General features: G+C 63.8%; 28 protein-coding genes and 1 pseudogene. 11 read left to right on the top strand and 18 right to left on the bottom strand.

The genetic code is table 11. The features are described 5' to 3' along the window. Positions 1-4: 4 nt before the first annotated feature. The 3 genes from AC0J42_RS03855 to ribBA form a co-directional block, all read right to left on the bottom strand. Entirely contained in the window at positions 5-955 is a 951-nt protein-coding gene (locus AC0J42_RS03855) for an ABC transporter permease (protein WP_473005295.1), read from the bottom strand. Next, on the bottom strand, positions 940-1965 hold the full coding sequence (locus AC0J42_RS03860; protein WP_416422334.1) for an ABC transporter substrate-binding protein: 1026 nt from the start codon (positions 1963-1965) through the stop codon (positions 940-942). Before AC0J42_RS03860 ends, AC0J42_RS03855 begins: the two co-directional genes overlap by 16 nt. Positions 1966-2279: 314 nt before the next feature. Then, on the bottom strand, positions 2280-3389 hold the full coding sequence (gene ribBA, locus AC0J42_RS03865; protein WP_416422335.1) for a bifunctional 3,4-dihydroxy-2-butanone-4-phosphate synthase/GTP cyclohydrolase II: 1110 nt from the start codon (positions 3387-3389) through the stop codon (positions 2280-2282). A gap of 83 nt (positions 3390-3472) precedes the next feature. On the opposite strand from ribBA, the gene AC0J42_RS03870 reads away from it, so the two are divergent. Continuing rightward, positions 3473-3784, top strand: a complete 312-nt coding sequence (locus tag AC0J42_RS03870) for a DUF1330 domain-containing protein (RefSeq protein ID WP_416422336.1) — start codon at positions 3473-3475, stop codon at positions 3782-3784. Here AC0J42_RS03870 and AC0J42_RS03875 read toward each other — a convergent pair whose 3' ends face one another. The 9 genes from AC0J42_RS03875 to AC0J42_RS03915 all read right to left on the bottom strand — a co-directional run bounded on the left by AC0J42_RS03875 (position 3785) and on the right by AC0J42_RS03915 (position 12666). Further along, positions 3785-4348, bottom strand: a complete 564-nt coding sequence (locus tag AC0J42_RS03875) for an NUDIX hydrolase (RefSeq protein ID WP_416422337.1) — start codon at positions 4346-4348, stop codon at positions 3785-3787. A 2-nt stretch (positions 4349-4350) separates the two neighbouring features. After that, positions 4351-5103 (bottom strand): GntR family transcriptional regulator, encoded by a 753-nt coding sequence (locus AC0J42_RS03880; protein ID WP_416422338.1) that lies wholly within the window; start codon positions 5101-5103, stop codon positions 4351-4353. 217 nt (positions 5104-5320) lie between these two features. Then, a complete protein-coding gene (locus AC0J42_RS03885) occupies positions 5321-5806 on the bottom strand; it encodes a flavin reductase family protein (RefSeq protein ID WP_416422339.1) in 486 nt (161 codons plus the stop codon). A 13-nt stretch (positions 5807-5819) separates the two neighbouring features. Then, positions 5820-7301 (bottom strand): aldehyde dehydrogenase, encoded by a 1482-nt coding sequence (locus AC0J42_RS03890; protein WP_473005296.1) that lies wholly within the window; start codon positions 7299-7301, stop codon positions 5820-5822. Next, positions 7298-8131, bottom strand: coding sequence for an alpha/beta fold hydrolase (locus AC0J42_RS03895; RefSeq protein WP_416422341.1), 834 nt, complete (start codon positions 8129-8131; stop codon positions 7298-7300). The genes AC0J42_RS03890 and AC0J42_RS03895 overlap by 4 nt, the downstream gene beginning before the upstream one ends. Before the next feature lie 18 nt (positions 8132-8149). Further along, a complete protein-coding gene (locus AC0J42_RS03900; protein WP_416422342.1) occupies positions 8150-8740 on the bottom strand; it encodes an amino acid synthesis family protein in 591 nt (196 codons plus the stop codon). A gap of 319 nt (positions 8741-9059) precedes the next feature. Then, positions 9060-10262: an SGNH/GDSL hydrolase family protein gene (locus AC0J42_RS03905; RefSeq protein WP_473005297.1), complete on the bottom strand. Its 1203-nt coding sequence runs from the start codon at positions 10260-10262 to the stop codon at positions 9060-9062. Then, on the bottom strand, positions 10263-11276 hold the full coding sequence (locus AC0J42_RS03910; RefSeq protein ID WP_473005298.1) for an SGNH/GDSL hydrolase family protein: 1014 nt from the start codon (positions 11274-11276) through the stop codon (positions 10263-10265). Continuing rightward, positions 11263-12666: an MBOAT family O-acyltransferase gene (locus AC0J42_RS03915; RefSeq protein WP_473005299.1), complete on the bottom strand. Its 1404-nt coding sequence runs from the start codon at positions 12664-12666 to the stop codon at positions 11263-11265. The genes AC0J42_RS03910 and AC0J42_RS03915 overlap by 14 nt, the downstream gene beginning before the upstream one ends. Positions 12667-12902: 236 nt before the next feature. Here AC0J42_RS03915 and AC0J42_RS03920 point away from each other — a divergent pair, with 236 nt between their 5' ends. Continuing rightward, entirely contained in the window at positions 12903-13094 is a 192-nt protein-coding gene (locus AC0J42_RS03920; protein WP_416422346.1) for a hypothetical protein, read from the top strand. A 33-nt stretch (positions 13095-13127) separates the two neighbouring features. On the opposite strand, the pseudogene AC0J42_RS03925 reads toward AC0J42_RS03920, so the two are convergent. Beyond that, positions 13128-13376: pseudogene (locus tag AC0J42_RS03925) on the bottom strand (EamA family transporter); the annotation flags it as partial. Positions 13377-13594: 218 nt separating this feature from the next. Between AC0J42_RS03925 and AC0J42_RS03930 the strand changes: the two are divergent. Both AC0J42_RS03930 and AC0J42_RS03935 read left to right on the top strand, forming a co-directional pair. Continuing rightward, on the top strand, positions 13595-13762 hold the full coding sequence (locus AC0J42_RS03930; protein WP_473005300.1) for a hypothetical protein: 168 nt from the start codon (positions 13595-13597) through the stop codon (positions 13760-13762). Beyond that, complete coding sequence (locus AC0J42_RS03935; protein ID WP_473005301.1) at positions 13762-14085, top strand: hypothetical protein; 324 nt, start codon at positions 13762-13764, stop codon at positions 14083-14085. The genes AC0J42_RS03930 and AC0J42_RS03935 overlap by 1 nt, the downstream gene beginning before the upstream one ends. A gap of 89 nt (positions 14086-14174) precedes the next feature. Here AC0J42_RS03935 and AC0J42_RS03940 read toward each other — a convergent pair whose 3' ends face one another. Continuing rightward, positions 14175-14618, bottom strand: a complete 444-nt coding sequence (locus tag AC0J42_RS03940; RefSeq protein ID WP_473005302.1) for a hypothetical protein — start codon at positions 14616-14618, stop codon at positions 14175-14177. Between the two features lie 812 nt (positions 14619-15430). On the opposite strand from AC0J42_RS03940, the gene AC0J42_RS03945 reads away from it, so the two are divergent. Continuing rightward, entirely contained in the window at positions 15431-15670 is a 240-nt protein-coding gene (locus AC0J42_RS03945; protein ID WP_473005303.1) for a DUF6124 family protein, read from the top strand. A gap of 308 nt (positions 15671-15978) precedes the next feature. After that, entirely contained in the window at positions 15979-16317 is a 339-nt protein-coding gene (locus tag AC0J42_RS03950; RefSeq protein ID WP_473005304.1) for an acyl carrier protein, read from the top strand. Positions 16318-16327: 10 nt separating this feature from the next. Here AC0J42_RS03950 and AC0J42_RS03955 read toward each other — a convergent pair whose 3' ends face one another. From AC0J42_RS03955 to AC0J42_RS03965, 3 genes are all read right to left on the bottom strand, one after another. Next, positions 16328-16489 (bottom strand): DUF2986 domain-containing protein, encoded by a 162-nt coding sequence (locus tag AC0J42_RS03955; RefSeq protein ID WP_416422353.1) that lies wholly within the window; start codon positions 16487-16489, stop codon positions 16328-16330. 134 nt (positions 16490-16623) lie between these two features. Continuing rightward, complete coding sequence (locus AC0J42_RS03960) at positions 16624-17022, bottom strand: nuclear transport factor 2 family protein (RefSeq protein WP_416422354.1); 399 nt, start codon at positions 17020-17022, stop codon at positions 16624-16626. Positions 17023-17124: 102 nt separating this feature from the next. Then, positions 17125-18057 carry a LysR family transcriptional regulator gene (locus AC0J42_RS03965; RefSeq protein ID WP_473005305.1) on the bottom strand — a complete coding sequence of 311 codons (933 nt, stop codon included), beginning with the start codon at positions 18055-18057 and terminating at the stop codon, positions 17125-17127. Between the two features lie 112 nt (positions 18058-18169). Between AC0J42_RS03965 and AC0J42_RS03970 the strand changes: the two genes are divergently transcribed. The 3 genes from AC0J42_RS03970 (at position 18170) to AC0J42_RS03980 (ending at position 20231) form a co-directional block, all read left to right on the top strand. Beyond that, positions 18170-18922 (top strand): SDR family NAD(P)-dependent oxidoreductase, encoded by a 753-nt coding sequence (locus AC0J42_RS03970; protein ID WP_473005306.1) that lies wholly within the window; start codon positions 18170-18172, stop codon positions 18920-18922. A gap of 58 nt (positions 18923-18980) precedes the next feature. Beyond that, positions 18981-19505, top strand: coding sequence for a VOC family protein (locus AC0J42_RS03975; protein ID WP_473005307.1), 525 nt, complete (start codon positions 18981-18983; stop codon positions 19503-19505). Between the two features lie 378 nt (positions 19506-19883). Then, positions 19884-20231: a DUF6124 family protein gene (locus tag AC0J42_RS03980; RefSeq protein WP_473005308.1), complete on the top strand. Its 348-nt coding sequence runs from the start codon at positions 19884-19886 to the stop codon at positions 20229-20231. Between the two features lie 116 nt (positions 20232-20347). On the opposite strand, the gene AC0J42_RS03985 is transcribed toward AC0J42_RS03980, so the two are convergent. Next, positions 20348-21220 carry a helix-turn-helix transcriptional regulator gene (locus AC0J42_RS03985; RefSeq protein ID WP_473005309.1) on the bottom strand — a complete coding sequence of 291 codons (873 nt, stop codon included), beginning with the start codon at positions 21218-21220 and terminating at the stop codon, positions 20348-20350. A 120-nt stretch (positions 21221-21340) separates the two neighbouring features. On the opposite strand from AC0J42_RS03985, the gene AC0J42_RS03990 reads away from it, so the two are divergent. Together AC0J42_RS03990 and AC0J42_RS03995 are read left to right on the top strand one after the other, a co-directional pair. Then, entirely contained in the window at positions 21341-21595 is a 255-nt protein-coding gene (locus tag AC0J42_RS03990; RefSeq protein ID WP_416422360.1) for a hypothetical protein, read from the top strand. 9 nt (positions 21596-21604) lie between these two features. Next, a complete protein-coding gene (locus tag AC0J42_RS03995; protein ID WP_473005310.1) occupies positions 21605-22657 on the top strand; it encodes an ADP-ribosylglycohydrolase family protein in 1053 nt (350 codons plus the stop codon). The last annotated feature ends 11 nt before the right edge of the window (positions 22658-22668 follow it).

The raw sequence follows: 22668 nt of genomic DNA on the forward strand, positions 1-22668 counted from the left end.
CGGCTTACCTCGCGTTGCTGGAGCCGACCGGGCTTTCCGGTTGCAGCTTCAGGTAGAAGTAGAACAGCACCAGGGTGATGACGATCAACAGCGCCGCCGCCGCGCTGGCCAGGCCCCAGTTGAGGAACGACTGCACCTGCTGGACGATGAACTCGGGCAGCATCATGTTCTGCGCGCCGCCCAGCAGCGCCGGCGTCACGTAGTACCCCAGGGACATCACGAACACCATCAAGGCCCCGGAGAACAGCCCCGAGCGGCACAGCGGCAGGAACACCTTGAAGAAGTTGGTCCACGGGCTGGCGCCGCAGATGGCACCGGCCTGCAGCACCATCGGGTCGATGGCCTGCATGGTGGCCTGCAACGGCAGCACGATGAACGGGATCATGATGTAGCTCATGCCGATGACCACGCCGGTGAGGTTATGCACCATCTCCAGCGGCTGGTCGATGATGCCCATGGCCATCAGCGCCTTGTTGATCACCCCGCTGGCCTGCAGCAGCACCAGCCAGGAATAGGTGCGCGCCAACAGGCTGGTCCACATCGACAGCAGCACGATGTTCAGCAGCCAGCGCCCCCAGCCGCGCGGCACCAGGGTAATCACCCAGGCCAGCGGGAAGCCCAGCAGCACGCTGAACAGGGTCACCAGGCCCGCCACCGAGAAGGTGTTGAACAGCACCCGGGCGTAGGCCGAGTTGGCGAACAGCTCCTGGTAGTTGCCCAGGCCCGGCACCGGCTCCAGCACGCCGCGCAGCAGCAGGCCGATCAACGGCGCGAAGAAGAACAGGCCCAGGAACAGCAGGGCCGGCAGCAGGTTGCGGCTGCCGCGCCAGCGTTGCGCCAGGGTGGGGGTGTTTGCCATGGCTGTCGCCTTGCCGGGTGTGGCGCCGGCGGCGCTGGGAGCGCCGCCGGTGCCGTGACGGTGGGAAGCCGCCGTCATCTTCATTTGACCAGCCATTCGTTCCACCGTGTCGCAATAGCCGGGCCGTTTTTGGCCCAGTAGGCGAAGTCGAGGGTGATCTGATCCTTAGCGTAGGCAGTGGGCAGGTTGGGCGCGAGTTCAGGCTTGAGCAGGCTCACGCTGTCCTTGTTCACCGGGGCGTAGGCGGTGAGGTTGGCGAAGTCCGCCTGGCCCTTGGCCGAGCTGGAATTGGCCAGGAACTTCATCGCCGCGTCCTTGTTTTTCGAGCCCTTGGGAATGACCAGGAAATCGGCCATGACCAGGTTCTGTTTCCAGCTCACGCCCACCGGCGCGCCGTCCTGTTGCAGGGCGTAGACGCGGCCGTTCCAGAACTGGCCGAGGCTGGCTTCACCCGAGGCCAGCAGCTGCTGCGATTGCGCGCCGCCGCCCCACCAGACGATGTCTTTCTTGATGGTGTCGAGTTTCTTGAAGGCGCGGTCCAGGTCCAGCGGGTAGAGCTTGTCGGCGGGTACGCCGTCGGCCAGCAGGGCTAATTCCAGCACGCCGGGGCTCGGCCATTTGTACAGGGCGCGCTTGCCCGGGTAGGTCTTGGTGTCGAACAGGGCGGTCCAGTCCTGGGGCTTGCCGGCGCCCAACTTGCCTTCGTTGTAGCCCAGCACGAAGGAGAAGTAGAACGAGCCCACGCCGTGGTCGCCGACGAAGCGCGGGTCGAGCTTGTCGCGGTCAATCACCTTGAAGTCCAGCGGTTCGAGCAGGCCTTCGGCGGCGGCGCGCAGGGCGAAGTCCGCTTCCACGTCCACCACGTCCCATTGCACGTTGCCGCTGTCGACCATGGCCTTGAGCTTGCCGTAGTCGGTGGGGCCGTCCTGCACCACCTTGATGTTGGCGGCCTTGCTGAAGGGCTCGGCCCAGGCGGCTTTCTGCGCGTCCTGGGTGCTGCCACCCCAGCTGACGAAACTCATGCTGTCGGCGGCAAATGCAACGCTTGTGGATAAGGCCAGAATGCCGGCGGCGAACACCGCGGTAGCACCTTTGTTGAACACCATTTGTACGCCCTCATTTGTTGTGTTTTGAGCGGGCTGTAGCAACGCCCGCCTTTCGGGAGCAGTGGGTCCAGGGGGACCTGGTAATGGTCGACCGCGTCAGGGCTTGTTGTTTGTGCTGTCCCTGGCGGGCGCACCTGACACATTCTTTCGGTCTACTGGAATATCATATTATGGTATTCCAAGATTTGTACAAGAGTTTCGCCTTACCGGCCATCTGCGGATGGGGACTTCGCACGGTAGAAAATGTGGGAGCTGGCTTGCCAGCGAGTTTTTGGGGCGCCGAAAAGCTCGCTGGCAAGCCAGCTCCCACAGGGTCAGAGGGTAAACGGAATGCTTTCCACCACCTCCAGGTCATAGCCCGTCAGCCCCGCATACTTCAGCGGCGGCCCCAGGTGGCGCAGCTTGCCTACGCCAATGTCCTGCAGGATCTGCGCGCCGGTGCCCACCTCGGAATAGATCCGCGACTGCGAGCGGCTGTACTGCCGCGGTGGCTGGGTGAGCTGCGGCACGCGTTCCAGCAACGCCTGGGACGATTCATGGTTGGCCAGCACCACCACCACGCCGCGGCCTTCCTCGGCCACCCGTTGCAGGGCGGCCCACAGGGTCCAGTTGCTGGGGCCGCTGTACTCGGCGCCGACCAGGTCGCGCAGCGGGTCGATCACGTGCACGCGCACCAGGGTAGGGTCGTCGCGGCGGATGTCGCCCATCACCATGGCCATGTGCACGCCGCCTTCGATGCGGTCTTCGTAGGTGACCAGGCGGAAGGTGCCGTGCACCGTGGGCAGGTCGCGCTCGCCGTTGCGCACGATGGTGTGCTCGGTGCTGAGGCGGTAGTGGATCAGGTCGGCGATGGTGCCGATCTTGATGCCGTGCTTGCGCGCGAACACTTCCAGGTCCGGGCGGCGGGCCATGGTGCCGTCGTCGTTCATCACCTCCACGATCACCGCTGCCGGGGTGAAGCCGGCCAGGCGCGCCAGGTCGCAGCCCGCCTCGGTGTGCCCGGCGCGGGTCAGCACGCCGCCTTCGCGGGCGCGCAGGGGGAAGATATGCCCCGGCTGGACGATGTCGTTGGCGGTGGCGCCAGCGGCCACGGCGGCCTGCACTGTGCGTGCGCGGTCGGCGGCGCTGATACCGGTCGTCACCCCGGTGGCGGCCTCGATGGACACGGTAAAGGCAGTGGCGAACACGCTGCCGTTGGCCGGCACCATCTGCTCAAGACCAAGGCGTTGGCAGTGTTCGTCGGTCAGCGTCAGGCAGATCAGGCCACGGGCTTCGCGGGCCATGAAACTGATGTCGGCGGCGGTGCAACGGTCGGCTGCCAGCAGCAGGTCGCCTTCGTTTTCTCTATCCTCATCGTCGACCAGCAACACCATCTTGCCCTGACGGAAGTCCTCGATGATTTCTTCGGTGCTATTGAAGGCCATGTGTTGTCTCACTATGACTGGCAGGCTGTAACGTTATTCTGGTATACCATAATACAACTTGAGTCGAAACTGTCGAGGTAGTAATGAAGGCTTACTGGATCGCCCAGGTCGATGTCACCGACCCCGAGCAATACGTCGAATACACCCAGCGCGCGCCCACGGCTTTCGCCCTGTACGGGGCCAAGTTCCTGGCGCGTGGCGGGCGCAGCATTGCCATGGAAGGGCGCGAGACGCCGCAGCGCAGCGTGGTCATCGAGTTTCCCTCGTACCAGCACGCGATCGACTGCTACAACTCGCCGGAATACCAGCAGGCCAAGGCCCACCGCCAAGGGGTGGCCACGGCTGAAATCATCATAGTCGAGGGGTACCCGCTGGGGGACGACGACGCGGTGTAGTCAGCGGATGAAGTGGATCTTGCCGCTGTCGTCGTTGCCCATGTAGATGCCGTAGACCCCGGCCTGGCGTTCCTCGATATAGCGTTCGAGGATCTGCCGGATGGCCGGGTAGTAAATGGCATCCCAGGGTATTTCGTCCGGGGCGAAGAAGCGGTAGTCGAGGGTTTCCGGGCCGAAGGCGCCGGTGATCTCCACGGCGATGGCGCGGAAGATGATGTACACCTCGCTGATGCGCGGCACGCTGAAGATGGAGTAGGGCGAGACGATGTCGGCGCGCACGCCGGTCTCTTCCCACACCTCGCGCACGGCTGCCTGCTCGGTGGTCTCGCCGGCTTCCATGAAGCCTGCGGGCAGGGTCCAGGTGCCGGGGCGCGGCGGGATGGCGCGCTGGCACAGCAGGTACTTGCCGTCCTGCTCGATGATGCAGCCGGCGATGATCTTGGGGTTGATGTAGTGGATGTAGCCACAGCCCGTGCACATCAGCCGTTCATGGGTGTCGCCGGCGGGCACCTGGTTGGCCAGGCTGGCGGCGCCGCATTGCGGGCAGAAGCGCGGGCTGGGCATGATCAACTCCCTATGCGGGGTTCTTTCTGGACGATGGGGGTGGCGATGTCACGCAGCTTGCTGGTGTCGTTCTGCTTCAGGCGCAGGTAGTCCAGGGCCACCTTGGCAGCAGCACGCACGTGGTCCACCGAGGCCTGGTGGGCGGCCAGCGGGTCGCCGCTCTTGATGGCGGCGACGATGCGCTCCATCTCTTCATTGGACGCGCCGCGGCGGTTTTCCTGGGACACCGAGGTGGCACGCAGGTAGCTGATGCGCGCCTGCAACTGGCGCAGCTGGGTGGCGGCGATGTGGTTGCCCGAGCCTTCCAGCAGCACGTCGTAGAAGCCTTGCACCGAGTCCAGCACCTGGGTCAGCTCGCCTTCGTTGAGGGCCTTGCGGTTCTCGTCCAGGGCTTTTTCCAGGGCGCGGATGTCCTTGGCCTTGGCGTTCAGGGTGAACAGCTGCACGATCAGGCCTTCGAGCACGCAGCGCAGCTCGTAGATGTCGCGGGCGTCTTCCAGGGTGATGATGGCCACGCGCGGGCCCTTGGCGTCGGCGAACTCCACCAGGCCTTCGGATTCCAGGTGGCGCAGGGCTTCACGCACCGAGGTGCGGCTCACGCCCAGGCGTTCGCACAGGTCGCGCTCCACCAGGCGGTCGCCGGGCAGCAGCTGGAAATTCATGATGGCGCTGCGCAGTTTATCCAGCACGATTTCGCGCAGGGTGACCGGGTTGCGATTGACCTTGAAGCTGTCGTCGAGGGGCAGGCGTTTCATCGGGTCCGCTCTGATTAGTTGTGGGGGTACCTCAGGGCCGGAATGCGGGCCGGACAAGGGCCGAAAATCATGGGCGAGTTTACCATGCGAATGCCACGCAACGTAGCCGCTGCCGTTAGGCTGCGCTGGCCGGGTGCCTCGCTGGAGATCTCGAGTGAACGTGAGGGCCAGCGCAGCCTGGCGGCAGCGGCTACGGGTTGTGCGATCGCCACAAGAGTCAGGTGATAGTAGGCAACGCCCCCAATTTACCCTTGTGGTACACCATCGGCGTCACCGGCTCGGTGGGCAGGATCAGGTTTTTCACCTGGCCAACGATGATGGCGTGGTCGCCGCCGTCGTATTCACGCCACAGTTCGCACTCGATGATCGCCGTGGCCTTGGCCAGCAGCGGGTTGCCCAGTTCGCTCAGGTGCCACTCGATGCCGGCGGCCTTGTCCTTGCCCTTGCCGGCGAACGCGTAGGCCTCGGCCTTCTGGTCGGCCGACAGCAGGTGAATGGCGAAGCGCTTGCTGTCGCGCAGCACCGGGTAGGTGTCGGAGGCGTAGTTGGGGCAGAACAGCACCAGTGCCGGGTCGATGGACAGGGCGCTGAAGGCGCTGGCGGTGATGCCGACGATGCCGCCGTCCGGGCCCAGGGTGGTGACCACCGTGACCCCGGAGGGGAAGGACGCCATTACTTCTTTGTAGATGCCGGGTTCGATCATGGCAGCAGGTCTCTTAACGCATCACGAAGGGGTCAGGCATGGGCGCCTGGGAGAGGTTGATCCATACCGTTTTCAGCTCGGTATAGGCCAGCACCGAATCGATGCCGCTCTCGCGGCCGTAGCCGCTGTTCTTGAAACCGCCGATGGGCGCCATGGCCGACACCGCGCGGTAGGTGTTGACCCAGATGATGCCCGAACGCACGTCGCGGGCCAAACGGTGGGCGCGGCCCAGGTCGCGGGTCCAGATGCCGGCGGCCAGGCCGAACTGCGAGTCGTTGGCAATCGCCAGCGCCTGGGCCTCGTCCTTGAAGCGGATGACCGAGGCCACCGGGCCGAAGACTTCTTCCTGCATGATCTTCATCGAGTTGCTGTCGCATTCGAACAACGTCGGCTCGTAATACCAGCCGTCGCTGCCGGTGTCGGCGCGCTTGCCGCCGGTGCGCAGGGTGGCGCCTTCGGCGATGGCCGCGGCCACCAGGCCTTCCACTACCGCCAGCTGTTGCGCAGTGGCCATGGGGCCCATTTCGCTGGTTTCATCCTGCGGGTTGCCGATGCGAATGCGCTGGGCGCGTTCCACCAGGCGGGCGACGAATTCGTCGTAGATCTCGTCCTGCACCAGCAGGCGCGAGCCGGACACGCAGCTTTGGCCCGAAGCGGCATAGATGCCGGCCACGGCGCCGTTGATGGCGCTGTCCAGGTCGGCGTCGGCGAAGATGATGTTCGGCGACTTGCCGCCCAGCTCCAGCGACAGCTTGGCGAAGTTCTCGGCGCTGCTGCGCACCACGTGGCGGGCCGTGGCGGCGCCACCGGTGAAGGCGACTTTGCGCACCAGCGGGTGGCGGGTCAGCGCCGCGCCGGTGCTGGGGCCGTAGCCGGTGACCACGTTGACCACGCCCGGCGGGATGCCGGCTTCCAGCGCCAGGCGCGCCAGCTGCAGGATGGTCGCCGAGGCGTGCTCCGACGGCTTGAGCACGATGGTGTTGCCGGCGGCCAGCGCCGGGGCCAGCTTGATGGCGGTGAGGTACAGCGGGCTGTTCCACGGAATGATGCCGGCCACCACGCCCATGGGCTCGTGCACGGTGTAGGCGAACAGGTCGGGCTTGTCCAGCGGCAGGGTGCCGCCTTCCAGCTTGTCGGCAAGGCCTGCGGTGTAGTGGAAGAACTCCGGCAGGTAGCCCACCTGGCCGCGGGTCTCGCGGATCAGTTTGCCGTTGTCGCGGCTTTCCAACTGCGCCAGCTGTTCCTTGTTCTCGGCAATCAGGTCGCCCAGGCGGCGCAGCAGCTTGCCCCGCGCGGTAGCGGTCAGGCCGCGCCAGGCCGGGCTTTCAAAGGCTGTTTGCGCCGCTTGCACAGCGCGCTCCACATCGGCCTCGTCGGCGTCGGGCAACTGCGCCCAGGCTTGGGCGGTGGCCGGGTTGAGGCTGTCGAAGGTCTTGCCGGACAGGGCATCGACCCATTGGCCATCGATGCACATCTGAAAACGTTCGAGCGTCATGCAACTATCCCCTTGGCTGGGTTCTGGGTAACGAGCGCGTGGGCGAGGAAGTCCAGCAGCACCTGGTTCACCAGGCGCGGCGACTCTACCGGCATCATATGCCGTTGTTCGTCCAGCACGGCAACCTGCGCGCCGGGAATGCGTTCGGCCAGTTGGCGGGCCATCAGCGGCGTGGAGCCGGGGTCCAGCTCGCCGGTGGCGATCAGCGTCGGCACCTGGATGTTGGCCAGGTCGTCGGCGCGGTACATGTCCTGGGTGGCGAACAGTTCGTAGGTGGTGAGGTAACCCTGGGGGTCATTGCTGGCCAGGGTCTGGCGGATGGCGGCGATCTGCGCCGGGTTGGCCGCCTGGTACTCGCGGCTGAACCAGCGCGACAGGGCCGCCTCGGCGTTGGCGTCCGGGCCGTGCTCGGCGGCCTGGGCGGTGCGCGCGATCACGCCGGCACGCTGTTCGGCGCTGCGGTTGAACACGCTGTTGAGCACCACCAGCCCCGACAAGCGGGTGGGGTGGTGCAGGGCAAAGGCGCGGGCCACCAGGCCACCCATCGAGAAGCCGATGACGATGGCCTGGGGGATCTGCAGGTGGTCGAGCAGTTCCAGCAATTGATCGGCATAGCCGCCCAACGGCGTACCGCTGGCCGGGCGCGGGCTGGCGCCGTGGCCCAGCATGTCGTAGGCGATGACACTGTAATGCGGCGCCAGGCCGACAATCTGCCCGCCCCACATTTCTTTGTTCAGGCCCACGCCGTGAATCAGTATCACCGGGTGGCCTTGGCCGGTCGCCAGGTAACTGGTGCCGGCCGGGGTAGTTTCAGCGGTAGGCCGAATCATGGAACGCTCCTGCAAGCCTTAATTGTTTTTTTCAGCGGCCAGTTCTTCGAGGTCGATGTAGCGGTTGCCGATGCGCGGGTGCAGGCGGCCACCGTTGGCGGCGCCCAGCACCACCACGATCTCGTCGGCGCGCGGGGCGTCTTCGATCTGCATTTCCAGGGTGATGTAGTGCGAGCGCAGGCCTTCGTCATCCTTGTGCATCATCGGGATCTGGATGGAGGTGCCCGGGCCGCCGCGCTTGTTGGTGAAGCTCAGGTAGCTCTTGGCCTTCACTGCTTCGCGGTAGTGGTTGCCGAAGCGCAGGGTGTGGATCACCGCGGAGGCGTGTTCAATCTCGCCGTCGGCGCCCACCACGGCAGCCTTGCCGTAGGCCTCGATCTTGTCGGCACCACCGATGGCAGCGGTCAGGCGCTCGACCATCAACGCGCCCAACTCGGAGCAGTTGGCCTTGATCACCGGCTTCAGGTCTTCGACGAAACCGTTGCCCACCCAGGGGTTCTTGATCACCACGGCCAGGCCGACCATGGTTACCGGCTTGTCAGTGGCCTTGCCGCCTTCGATGAGGGTTTCCTCGGTGTAGCTGACGATCTTGCGGATTTCGAAACTCATGGCCTGCTCCATTTTAGGGATGGGATTGGTGTTGTTGTATGATGGTATACCATAATATTCTGCGTGCAAGCCCCTTTGTACAAGGTGGGGGCAGGGCGGGGCGACAAAAGGTATTCGGTATGCCAGAAGATGACATTCCAAGAATCATAGCGCAGGAGGCGGGGGGACAAGAAGGAGCAGATGGGCGGAGCGAAAAGCGGATCACTACAATGCCGTGGCAGCGGCGTTTAGTGTGGGAGCTGGCTTGCCAGCGAGCTGTTGGGGGCCCCGAAAGCTCGCTGGCAAGCCAGCTCCCACAAGATGTTTGTTGCTACCAGAGTCAGCGAATCACGCCCTTGAGGTAGTCATACAGCCCATTGGCCACCTTGATGTACCCCTCTTTTGTGAAGTGCACCAGGTCCGGCCGCGCCAGGTCCTGGGCCTGCCAGCTGTTGATCGAGCAGTCACCGCCCATGAACGCCTGCCAGCTCCAGTACAGCGTGCGGTTCTGGCTGGCCACGCGTTGTTGGCTGTCGATGACCCCGTGCAGGCTGCGCGGCAGGCGCGCCTGGCAGCCGCTGGCGCCCTTGTTCTTGATCGAGTCCGACGCGCCGACAATCAGCAACACCGTGCCCGGCAGCGCCTGGCGTAGCTGCTGGATGCGCTGGTTCTGCTGGCTCTCGTACAGGCCCAGGTCGAGGTCGTCGTCGAAGGCTTCGTTGGTGCCGTAGGCGATAATCAGCAGGTCAGGCTTGAGCGCCTTCAAGGTGTCCATCCAGCCGGGCTGCCACTTGTCCACCACGCTGAACTGCGCGCCGTTGATGCCCAGGGTCGAGAACACCACGCCGCTGTTGTTCTGGCCCAGCACGTTCCAGCCGCCCACGGCCAGGTTCTGGCTGCTGGCGAAGGTCAGGTCCAGCGGCAGCGCCAGGCTGCCGATGGCCGGGCTGAAGCGCCACTGGCCATTGGTCGCCGGGAGCGGGCGCGCTGTTTGGGTGTAGTCGTCGCGCGCCTGCAATGTGTTGCTGCTGCCGGCCTGGTACAGGGTCGAGACCCGGTAGCGCAGGTCAGTGGGCGGCGTGGGCTCCAGGTGCACGTGGGCACCGGCGGTCTGCGGCACCGACAGGTAGCCGCCCAGCGGGAAACGGTCGCTGTGCTGGTTGCGCGCCGAGGTCAGCGCCCACTGGCTCTTGGCCGCAGTGAGGCGCACCTGGTCATAGCGGGTGCCCGGCACCGGCGTGGCGGAAATAAAGCCGATGCCGCCGTTGCCGTAGTCCTGCTGGAAGCGCGTGCGCAGCTCGCCGGTGAGCAGGTCGGCGGCGGTGTGCGAGTCGCCCAGCTGCACGATAGTCACCGCCTGGCGCTGGGCGTTCTTCAGCTTGTTCTGCAGCAGCCGCAGGTTAGGCTCGGCGTCGGCGGCCTTGTTCACCCGCACCACGTTCGCGGGGCTTGGCGCGGTTTGCGTGGCGACGGCCGAGACCGGGCTGCAGCCGCTCAACAGCAGGGCGCTCAGCAGCGTCATGGGGCCAGGCAGTCGGTTCATTCAACGCTCCGTTAAGTCATGGGTCTGGACATTGATCAGCGACATCACGCGCTCCGCGATCAGCTTCTGGCCAGTGGTGGTGAAATGGATGCCGTCATCGACACGGGTCTTGACCTTTTTGCCGTCGGCGCTCTCCAGGTAGGGCGAGAACGCGTCGTCGTGGTAACCCAGCACGTCGTTGGCCGACAGGTACAGCTGGCCGTAGTGCTCGGCCTCGCTCTTGTACAGGTCGCGCAGGTAGGCCATGGCAGTGGACAGCTTGTCCTTGCGCATGTTCGGTGGGCCTACCCAGATCACCTGCACGTGGTGGGCCTTGGCCAGCTCGAAGATGCTTTCCACGCGCTGGCGGTAGGACGCTTCCCAGTCGGCGCTGTGGAAACGCAGGAACGGCTTGCCCTTGGCCACCGGCATGTCCCACGGGTCGTTGGGGCCCAGGAACACCACGATCAGGCGGATATTGGCGTTGGCCTGCAGGGTCTGCTGCACCGTCAGCGGCCAGTTGAAGAAGCCCGGGTAGGCGAGGCCGGTGCTCTGCTTGCTGAGGTTGACGCTGTTGATCTTGTAGCGCTTGAGCAGGGTGTTGGCCATGTGCGGCGCCACGCCCTGCATCAGCGAGTCGCCGACGAAGAACACCTCGTCGCTGGCGCTGAGGTTGGCGATGGTCAGCGGCGTGATCTTCACCGGTGCTGGCGTCTTCACCTCTGGCACCACCACCGGCACGGGCACCGGCTCAGGCTCGGCCACCACCAGCGGTGCCGGCGGCGGAGCGTCGTCCAGGCGTGCGAAAAACGCCGTGCGGGCGTCGTCCATGGCTTCGGTCAACTGCGCGCCCGCGCTCCACGCGGGGTTGTCGCCCAGGCCCGGCACGCTGCAGTCGGCGTGGTATTTTTGCTGGCAGTACAGGCGCACGGAAGTCTGGTTCAGCCACAGCAGAATCACCGCAGCCACCACCAGCCCAGCGGCCACCTGCAACGCCTTGATGAACTGGCGGGCCACCACGTTAGAAGCTTGCATAGATGAACCCCGGCACGCCCGACGGTGAGGCAAAGATGACCATGGAAATGAACACGCCCAAGGGCACCGGGTACACCAGCCAGGGTATGTGCTGGCTGGCGGCGAACGCCTTGCGCAGGCTGCGCACCAGCCAGGGGTAGGCGGCCACCAGCGCCAGGCAGGCAAGAATACCGCCCCACGGGCCCTGGGCCACGCCGCTGAACGACAGGTGGGTCAGGCCCGCCAGCATGTCCTGGGTGTCTTCCAGGGTGGCGCTGCGGAAGAAGATCCAGGCGAACGCCACGTAGTGGAAGGTCAGCAGGCGCGCCAGCAGGTCGGCGCCCGGCCAGCTGCGCTCACCCGGGAAGGCGCGGCTGTACAGTTTGTAGACGATCAGCCCCAGCCCGTGCAGTGCGCCCCAGATCAGGAAGTTGATGCTGGCGCCGTGCCATAGCCCGGAGATCACCATGGCCGCGAACAGGTTCAGGTTGCTGCGCCAGAAGCCGCGGCGGTTGCCGCCCAGGGGGATGTAGACGAAGTCGCGGATGAACTTCGACAGGCTGATGTGCCAGCGGTCCCAGAACTCCTTGAGGTTGCGGGCCAGGTACGGGTAGTCGAAGTTGCGCGGCAGGCGGAAGCCCAGCAGCAGGGCGATGCCGGTGACCAGGTTGGTGTAGCCGCTGAAGTTGAAGTAGATCTGCAGCGAGTAGCCGTAGATGGCCAGCAGGATCTGTTCTGGCGAGAAGCCGGTGGGCGTGTCGAACACCGGGTCCACCCAGTTGTTCGCCAGCCAGGTGCTGAACAGGAACAGCTTCACCACCGCCAGGGCCACAAGGCCCAGCGCCCTTTGCGGCTCCAGCACCTCGCGCGGCGCCGTGGGGCGGATCTGCGGCAGCAGGTGCTCGGCGCGGTTCACCGGGCCGGCGATCAGGCTGGGGAAGAATGCCAGGTACAGCGCCAGGTCCAGCGGCGCCGCCGGCTTCAGCGTGCCGCGGTTGATGCCCATCAGGTAGCTGACCGAGTGGAAAATGTAGAACGACATCCCCACCGGCAGCAGCACTTCCATCAGCGGCAGCGCCACATCCAGGCCCATGGCCTGCAAGCCCTGCTGCGCGCCACTGACGAAGAAGTCCTGGTACTTGAAGAAGTAGAAACAACCCAGCACCAGCGCCAGGATCGCCCCATAGGTCAACCGCCGGCCAGGGTAGCGCGCGCTCAGCTGCCCCAGCCCGAACACCGCTGCGGTATAGCCCAGCAGGATGTACAGGAAGTTCAGGTTGAAGCTGGCCAGGATCCCGTAGCTGGCCGCCAGCAACAACAGGTTCTGCACGCGCAGGCTGAAGTTCAGGCACCAGTACAGCAGGAAAAATACAATGAAGCAGAGACCGAATTCGATCGAAAAGTAGCTCATCAACGTAGTCCGTTACGCAGTCTGCGGCAGCAGGAGGGGCGCGTTTTCAAGCGCTGGGCCGCAAATCAGGGCGCGGATTATGTCAGAGCGCCATCCCCGCCAACAAGCAGGCCGGGGATGAACTTTCGTGCTGGTGGTTGGCGCTTTTGTCCGACATTCCGACATGCGGCAGCCTTGTCGAAAACCATTTTTCCGACCCTTTGCTAGGCTTTTCCTTTCAACCAAAGGAGGTGGTTATGGACCGCTCAAACAGTGATCGTTCACGTATGGCCGCTATGGATAGCGCAGTGGTCAGGGAAAATCTGTACCAGGAATGGGACAGCGGGGAAGTGATAGAACAGCCATGGGGCACCGCGCGCGGAGGGGCAGCAGGCTACCTGCGCCATGAAGCCGGGTACAACATGGAAGAGGAAGAAGAGGAAGAGTAAGGCTTGAGCAAGGCGGTGGTGGCAGGTGGTTGGTCACCGCCGCTGCTTTGGCTGCAAGGTCATGCCGGCTGCGGCCGCCAGAATCAACACCCCGCCAGCGTATTGCCCCACTGACAGGCTGTGGCCCAGCGCCAGCCGGTCCACCAGCACCGCCACCACCGGGTAGATAAACGACAGCGCGCCGACCAGGGCTGTCGGAATTTTCTGCAACGCCCCGTAGAGCAGTGTCGACATCAACCCCGTGTGGATCAGGCCGATGGCCAACAGGCAGGCCCAGGCACCGGTCGGCCCAGTGGGGCGGGCGGTGGAGGTGATGGTCATTTAGCAGGAATGAAGCAGGGCATTTCCGACGGGTTTGAATGAATTTTTTCCGGCGGAAATTGAGCCTCCTCGCTAATGTGTTTCAGGGCGATTCGCTGGCTGGAAATTGCGGGTGGTTCGTTGCACAGTTCTCCAAGGCCCAACGCATTTAGGCGAAACCATGGGCCATGGAGAAATCTGTGATCATGAATTTGCGCTTGATAAGGCTGATGTTTTCGGGCGGCATCGTTGGCCTGGCAGTAGCCGGCTGGGCTGGGGTGGATACTTCGCAGGGCATGGGCATGACCTTGGCCTGCATTGGGGGTGCAGTAGCGGCGTTTGCGGCCATCAAGCTAACGGCACGTTGATGTCCATTACGGTATCCACGTTGCTGGAACACTGGACGCTGGATTCCTGGAGCGTGGTAACCGGCCTCTGCAGCGTAGTGCTGCGGTGGGGACAGCAAGGGTGGCGCATCCATAAGGATGAATGCGTATTTGCATTTCTGAACGGCACGACGATCGCCCCTTTCGTTGTGCTGGCAATTTCTGCGTTTAGCCCGGGCATGCTGGCCTTGGCGATGACAACGAAAGGCGCCATGGCCATGGCAGGGTGCGTCGGTCTCTTTTTTGTGTTGAGCGAGACCCTGGCGCCGAAGGGCCTGCGCCGCAAGCCTGCCGAACCGGTGTAGCAGCGGCCGCAGGCCGCGTCCTTGGCGCCGCGCATACACCGGTAAAACGCGGTGCCTGCCTGACGCAGCCTGCGGCCGCTGCTACGGGGTTACATGGCTTTCCAGTGCACGTTCACTGCCTGATGCTTGCCTGTGCTCAGGTCGACAGGGGTGCGCATTTCATGGCCATCCAACTGCGACACCACCTGGTACTTCCCGGCGGGCAGCTGCACCAGCAACATCGGCCCCACATCATCCACGCTCAACAGCTGTTTGCCCTGGGCGTTCTGAATGCTGACCTTGATGCCTGATTCATACTTGTTGTCCGCCCCTGCGGAGAAGGTCAGCTGCAGGCTGTAGCCGTGCTCTTTCTGGATGGCACACGATTCATCGATGCCGATACCGCCGGACATATACGCGACGCCGTTCTGGTTCATCGGCTCCAGGTGCACCCCGGCAGGGTCCACCGGCTCAGTGCAGGCCGCCTGCACCGGCCCGCAGGCAAGGCCTGCCAGCATGACGCCGGACAGCGTGAGTAATCGCAACGCTTGCATGATCACCACTCCCGAGCCCACGCAGGGCTCCGTCTAGACGATGCCACCTGTGAATCCAGTGCCGTGGGCGGTGGCAGCAGTTGGCACCGGTTACTTGGTTAAGACTGCGGGCGGGGGGCGATTGTTCGAAGGGCGGTGGTGATAAACGGTAAATGGAAGGGCAGTGCTGATGCACGACGCGAACCTGCCCCAACACCGTCCCGTAGCAGCTGCCGCCAGGCCGCGTCCGAATGCCCCGCGTATCGCCGGGGACACTCCTTGACCCAGGCGCAGCCTACGGGACGGTATTGGGCGCGCACGCCACGTAGCAGCGGCCGCAGGCCGCGTCTGAAAGCGCCGCGCATCGCCAGGAATACTTCTTGACCCAGACGCAGCCTGCGGCAGCTGCTACGGGACGGTGTTGGAGCGTACAGGTAGCCGCTGCCACTGAAATCCCCTGTCCAGGCAAAGCCTTCGCAGACATTTCCCACATCCTTCGTAGTTATGCCCTACACCAATCCCGGCTCGGTAGTGCGCTAGCATAGGCACCGTCCGACAGGCGTCCGCAATCCCCGGTGATAGCCTTCCCCTGCCGCTGAAAACCAGCGGTCGGGTGTGAGAACCCGTCGGAAAATCGGAATGCAGCCAGCCATCCAGCTGGCTGTTCTGTCGCTGCAGGCTCGCTTTATGGCAGCTGCGCGCGGGCGGGCCTCGGCCCGACCGGGTTTCCCGTATTTCCCTGGTTCTCACCCTGCGTGCGGCTGCCACCCAATTCTGTGAGAAGGCTTGGGTGGTTGGCGCTTTACGTTGGTTCAGGAAATACGGAGATGTCCATGAATGATGCTTTAACGAATCGAGCCCTCCCTGCATCCCTCTTCCGCGTGCGCGATGACGTCAGCGCCGAGGATGTGCTACTGCATCTGTCGGAAGTGCTGCGGGTGGGGGAGGCGGCAGCTTACGAGCTAACGGAAAACCCGGGCTTCAACGCCGGAGGATTGGCCTTGGCCGTGGTGCATGCCATGGAAGCGGCGCAGGTGTTGGTGGGGCGGTTGCTGGAGATGGAGGCTGCGTAACCAACGCGTAGCCGCTGCCGCCAGGCTGCGCTGGCCCTTGCTGTAAATTCCACGTGCAGAATACGGCTCAAATCAGCAGTTACAATTTCTACGCTAATGCAAAAAAGCAGGGGGTGTTACCCTCTGCGGCTCCACGGAGAAAATTAAAAGGATGTTGCATGCTGCACGAGACAGACCTGCCGATGTCAGTTTTACTGGGCGTGGATGAGCTGCGGCGGACCGGTCTGAAATTGGCACCTTCTTCGCAAATCATCGTCTGGCAGTATTCGATCTAATCAGCATCGGTCTGTGTGCATACGAGGCCAAAAATGCAAAGTGATACCCCCAGGCAAGCGCTGGTCACCGCCGTCATCGATATTTTCGTCAGCACCATCGGCTTCATCCCGCGTGACAAGGTCAACGAGCACACCCGCTTCCTGACCGACTTCAAAATCATCGACGATGACCTGACAGTATTTGTCCTGGAGGTGCAGAAGGCATTTCCCCTGAACGCCCCCCGCGAAGAATGGCAAGCCATCGAGACCATCGGCCAAATCGCCGATTTGATCATCCGTTGCCGTGAGCACCCCGAAGATTATCCCCCGCAGCCGCCCAGCCGGCTCAAGCGCACGCTAGCATCGCTCAAACAAAAATTGTCGGGCACCTGAGCAGGCCAGCTCAAACTTCAGCGGCATCCCCCGCAACCTGCTCAGCCTCCAACGCCAGCTTCGCCCGGTCCGCCTTGCTGATGTACTGCGGCTTGCTCTTGGGCGCCAGCTTGGCGTTGGCCTTCTTGGCGTTGGCTTTGAGGATTTGATTGATTTTCTTGCGACGGTTCATGGTGTTTGCTCAGGCTGGAGGGCGTTACGGTGTTTCCATGGGATGCATGGTGCCAGAGCCGGGTAAAACCATGTAATAGAAATTGCGCAAACGGTACCGGCAGCCGCGGTTGCCCGGGCTACCGGTGGGGCATCTTATTCCACCGGCGCGAAGGCCTGCGCTGCCGCCATCGTGTCTAACGACTCGCGCAGCAACTGAATCTTGCCATCGCGCGCCACTAGCCGCCCGGCATAGAGCTGGCGATACACCCGCCCAGTCGCCGGCACCAGGGCCTCAACGCTGTACTCGGCAAACGCCTGGTCAGGCGTGTCGATCAAGAACCGCACGTTGTGAAACTTGAACCCAGGCACCTTGCCCAGCAACGAGCCGATAAACCCGGCGATCGCCTCCGGCCCCTGCACATGGTGGGGGATGCCCAGCGACTGCAGGTACGGCAGCTCCAGCACGCCATCGTCGGCGAACAGCGCGGCGGCGGCCTGGGGTGACTGAATGGATTCAAGATACGACTGAAGCAGTTCGACGGCGTTTTTCATGGTGGCGTTCTCCCTTGAGGTGGGCACGTTGCTGTGTGCCTGTGCGCTCACAGTAAGGGAGCTTCCGCCTAGTTAAAATGGCAATTATAGAAAGCCATCATTTCATTTTTGTTCGTTGCTTTTAGGCCAACGCCACACCGGCTCCGCCAAATGCTGCGCAAAGAAATCCGACAGCGCCTTGATCTTCACCGGCCGCGTGCGCGCCGACGGCGTCACGAAATACAGCCCGCCACGCGCCATGCTCCACTCCGGCAGCAGCGCCACCAGGCGCCCATCCGCCAGGTACTCGCTGGCAATGAACTCCGGCAGCTCGGCAATCGCCAGGCCTTCCAGCAACGCCGGCAACAACGCGTCCGAGTTCGTCACCCGCAACGGCCCGCTGGGCACCACGTCTTCTTCAGTGCCGCTTGTATGGGTAAAGCGCCACACCTGGCTGCGCGCGCGGTAGGCGTAACTCAGGCAGGCCCGGCTCGCCAGCTCGCGCGGGTGCTGCGGCGTGCCGTGCGCCGCCAGGTAGGCCGGCGACGCCACCAGATACTGCGTCACCGCACAAATACGCCGCGCCACCAGGGACGAGTCAGGCATCACCGCAATGCGCAGCGCCGCATCAAAGCCCTCGGCAATCAGGTCCACCGCAGCATCCGACAGGTGCAGGTCCACCGACAACTCCGGGTACTGGCGCATCAACTGCGGCATCAGAGGCGCCACCCAGCGCAGCCCGAACGACATCGGCACCGCCAGCCGCACCTGCCCACGCGGCTGCACCGACAACTCCTGGGCCTCGCTCTCCACCTCTTCAGCCTGGCGGTAAATGTCCCCCGCCTTGGCCGCCATGCTGGCGCCGAACTCGGTCAGCGACAGTTGCCGCGACGTACGGTTGAACAGCCGCCCGCCCAGACGCTCCTCCAGCCGCGCCACCGCCCGCGACACCGTGGGCACCGACACACTCATGACCCGCGCCGCCGCCGCGAACGAACCTTCCTCCGCCACCTTGGCGAACATGGCCAGACCTTCGAAATCGGGAAGTTTGCTCATTTCAAATCTGCAATGATGAGTTTCAGATGATTCTATTTTGAAAAGCAACAGCCGTCGATATGCTTCTCCCACACCGCAACACAACCCAACGATTCAACCCTGGAGAAACATCATGGCTCGCAAACTTGAAGGCAAAATCGCACTGGTCACCGGCGGCACCACTGGCATCGGCCTGGCCACCGCCAAACGCTTCGCCGCCGAAGGCGCCCACGTCTACATCACCGGCCGCCGCCAGGCCGAACTCGACGCCGCCGTGGCCGAAGTCGGCAACGCCACCGGCGTGCAAGTCGACTCCACCCGCCTGGACCAGCTGGACAGCCTGTACGCCCAGATCGGCGCCACCCACGGCCACCTCGACGTGCTGTTCGCCAACGCCGGCGGCGGCTCCATGGTGCCCCTGGGCGAAATCACCGAACAGCACTACGACGACACCTTCGACCGCAACGTCAAAGGCGTGCTGTTCACCGTACAAAAGGCCCTGCCACTGCTGGCCAAAAACGCCTCGGTGATCCTCACCGGCTCCACCGCCGGCAGCTCGGGCACCGCCGCCTTCAGCGTCTACGCCGCGTCCAAGGCCGCCGTAAGGTCCTTCGCCCGCAACTGGATACTGGACCTGAAAGACCGCCACGTGCGCATCAACACCATCAGCCCCGGCGCCACCCGCACCCCCGGCCTGGTAGACCTGGCCGGCCCCGACGCCGCGCAACAGCAAGGCCTGCTCGACTACCTGGCCTCGCTCATCCCCATGGGCCGCGTCGGCGAAGCCGAAGAAATCGCCAGCGCCGCGCTGTTCCTGGCCTCCGACGACGCCAGCTTCGTCAACGGCATTGAACTGTTCGTGGATGGCGGCCAAGCCCAGGTCTGACCCACGCGCCGGGCGGCCCACCGCAGGCCGCCCGCCCACTCAAAAGGAGGTGATTCACATGCGTATGCCAAAACTCGCCGCACTTGCCCTCAGCCTGCTGCTGGGCACTGCCGCCCAAGCCGCCACCCCGCCCACCCTGGCGGTGTCCACCATCGACCACGTCGGCATGAACGTGCCCGACATCGACGCCGCCACGCGCTTCTTCACCGACCTGATGGGCGCCAAGGTGATCTCCGACATGCAGCCGGGCAGCATTCCGGACCAGTGGAAAGCCCAGTTTCGCTGGCATGCTTCCAGCGATCTGCAGCGCTTCGTGATGCTGCAACTGCAGGGCGGCGCCAAGCTTGAACTGTTCCAATACCGCGGCACCGAAATCAATCGCCAGCAGCCCCATGGCGATGATGCGGGTGCCAGCCACGTTGCGCTGAAGACCGAAGACATCGACGGCAGCCTGGCGCTGTTGAAGGGCAGGGGCGTGACCATTCTGAATGAGCCGATCACCAACCCGGATGGGATTCGCTGGTTCTACTTCCAGACGCCGTGGGGGGCGCAGGTTGAGTTGGTGGCGTTGCCTAAAGCGTGATGTGTTTGGGATAGTGGAAAGGTGTAGGACAGATCCTACAAGATCTGCGATAATCGCCTTACAGCTTTGAAATGATTGCTAAAAGTTTCCATATTTCGCTTTCATGATTGGCGCTTGCGCTGGTTTTTTTCTGGGGCTACTCTCCGGTCGCCGCTGCTCATCAGCGGTCGGGTTTAGTCGCTCGGAACAGAGCCAGGCGCGTAAAGCGCCCTCCTGAAGTGTTGCCGGCAGGTTTGCCAGCAGCGTTTTATGGTGATCGTACGTGGGGCGCTTCGGCGCGCCGGGTGCTGGCTACCGGTCGACTAACCCGCGTACGGTCGCCTCCCTTCGTTTAGTCGCGAAGGAGGCGGCTTCAGTTGCACCAGCCAGAGGTACACCATGTTCAAGCCGGTCCCCGATCCACCCGCGCCACCCGAAACCTTCGCCGCTGAAGGCATCTCCCCCTACACCCACCCCGTCCCACTGAGCCCCCACGTCACCGCCCACCACGCCTTTGGCCCCTGCGTTGGCGACATGCCCATCTTCGCCGTACGCGAAGGCATGCCACTCGAAGAAGTCCTGGTACAAGCCAGCGCCTACCTGCGCAGCGCCAGTGCCGGCGCCACCGAACTGGTGGAAAACTGCCCAGAGGAATGGCGCGCGTTGGCGCGAAACGTGGAGCACGTGAGTGAAATAGCGCGGGCGTTGGTGGAGGCGGCTATTGCGGGGCTGCCCAAGGCGCGGTAACTCTGTAGCCGCTGCCGTCAGGCTGCGCTGGCCCTCACGGACACTCAAGCTTCCTAGCGCCGCAAAGGTCCAGCGCAGTTTGGCGGCAGTGGCTACAACGGCCCACCCGGTCATCCCTAGTCATAAAGCCAAGGCTTCAACTCCTCCAGGTTCTGCACCACAATCTGCTGCGCCGCCGCCTTGGGGTTATGGCTTTTCGGATCGATCTGGTACCGCTGCAACACATACTTCACCAGTGCCCGACGGCTAGGTACCACCAGTTGCCCGTCGACCATGCCGAAGTCCGTTTCGATAATCGCCATTTGCTCAGGCTTCAATCGTTGGTCGGCGGTGAATATCACCGGAATGTCGGTGTTCCAGTCCTCATCCTGATCGGCGCCATTCGCCGATGCGTCCAGTAGTTCCGGCTCGCCACGCAAGCGGCTCAGGACGAAATCCCGGTACTGCCGATTCTTCTCGCAATACGCGCGCACATGCCAGCGCATGCCGGTGTACACCAAAGTGTGCGGGGCTATCAGCCGTGTCTCGGCCTGGGGTGTGTTCAGCGACACATACTCGGTCTCAAGCCGCAGCCCCTCGCGGCAGGCTTTCAGCAACGGCCGCAGCACCTCCGGCCGAATGGGGCGATCCGGCACCTCCAGTACTCGCGTATGGGCATAGGCCAGGGCCAGCCCCTCGATATGATCTTTGCGCTCGTTGTTCTGATACAGCAGGTGCAGGTACGCGCTGGCGCTGTTCTCGATAAACCGCGGCGCAAAGCTCTTGGCCGGCACGTAGCCCTTCAGCTTCTTGTCATATGTAAGATTTTCAGGCGCATGTTCGTTGATGTACGTATTGATGTCTTTCGAGGCCTGTTGCCGGCTGATGCCGAAGCTCTGCATCAGATGCCCCGTGGTCAGCCGGCCCTCCCACCAGGCAACTGTTTCGATCAAACGATAGCGAAGTGCCAGGTCCCAGCGGACTTGTTCGATTTCCTGCAGGCGTTTCATCGCGTCTCCATGTGTGCGGAATGTTTACCTGTATAAGTCTACATTCTAGACCTGTCGCTTAACACTACATATCGTTTGTCTGGCAAAGGCAATCCAAGCCGTCATCCAAAGGATATGAACATGAGTACGTCGGACCTGGTTTCGACAGGCGCCATCACCCTGATGGGCGTCATCCTGCTGATCCTCCTGATGCAATACCTGCGTCTGCGCGACCTGTGGCAATTGGCCCGCAACTGCCAGAACGGCGTGCGCTGGGCGCGCATCCGCGAAATGGAAAACCGCGAGCTGCGCTCCGCCCTGCGCGCCGAAAAAGCCTGCATCGCCGACTTGAAGCAAAAGCTGGCCCGCCTGCAACACACCGAAGCCGCCCTGTAAGGACACCTAATGAACCGACTCGAACGCATCAAGGGTTGCCTGCTGGGCGGCGCCGTCGGCGACGCCCTTGGCGCCCCAGTAGAATTTCTTGAGTGGCCCGTGATCGAGGCCAAATACGGCCGCCACGGTATCACCGACTTCACCCCGGCCTACGGCCAGATCGGCGCCATCACCGACGACACGCAAATGATGCTCTTCACCGCCGAAGGCCTGCTGCGCGCCTATGTCCGTGGCAGTTCCCGCGGGATCTGCCATGTGCCCAGCGTCATCCACCATGCGCTGCTGCGGTGGCTGCTGACTCAGGGCGAAGTGCCGGCCATTCACGTTAGTGCGGACGGCTGGCTGATCAGCGAAAAAGCCCTGTGGGCGCGGCGTTCTCCCGGCACCACCTGCATCAGCGCCCTCAAGGCCAGCCAGCACCTGGGCAGCCTGGCGCAGAACCACAGCAAAGGTTGTGGCGCGCTGATGCGCAGCGCCCCCTGCGCCTTCTTCGCCAAGGCCTTCGACTACGCCGCCGAAGCCGGCCGCCTCACCCACGGCCACCCCAGCGGTTACCTGGCGGCCGCGCTGTTCGCCGACATTCTGCAGCGCATGGTCGACCACGCCGCCAGCCTGGAAAAAGCCGTGGTCGACAGCCTGGCCACCCACGGCCACAAGCCGGGCATGAAAGAGGTACGGGAACTGCTGGAGCGCGTGTTGTTCTTCGTGCGCGAAGGCTACCGGCCAACCCCGGAGCGCATTGGCGAACTGGGCGGCGGCTGGGTGGCCGAGGAAGCCTTGGCCATTGGCGTGTGGTGCGCGTTGACGGCCGACAACCTGGAGGAGGGCATCATCCGCGCGGTGAACCACAGCGGTGACAGCGACAGCACCGGGCTGGTCGCCGGGCATCTGCTGGGGGTGGAATACGGCGCGGCGGCGATACCGGCGCGGTGGTTCCAGCGCCTGGAGTTGCGCGGGGTGATTGAGCGGGTGGCGGAGGATATCGTGCGGGTGCCGCGCGATTATTGCGGGTATGGCGGGGAGGAGGATGGGTGGATTGAGGTGGCGTATCCGGGGGGCTGATGCCAGCTTGT

Source organism: Pseudomonas sp. Tav-5-1A (genome assembly GCF_055755055.1).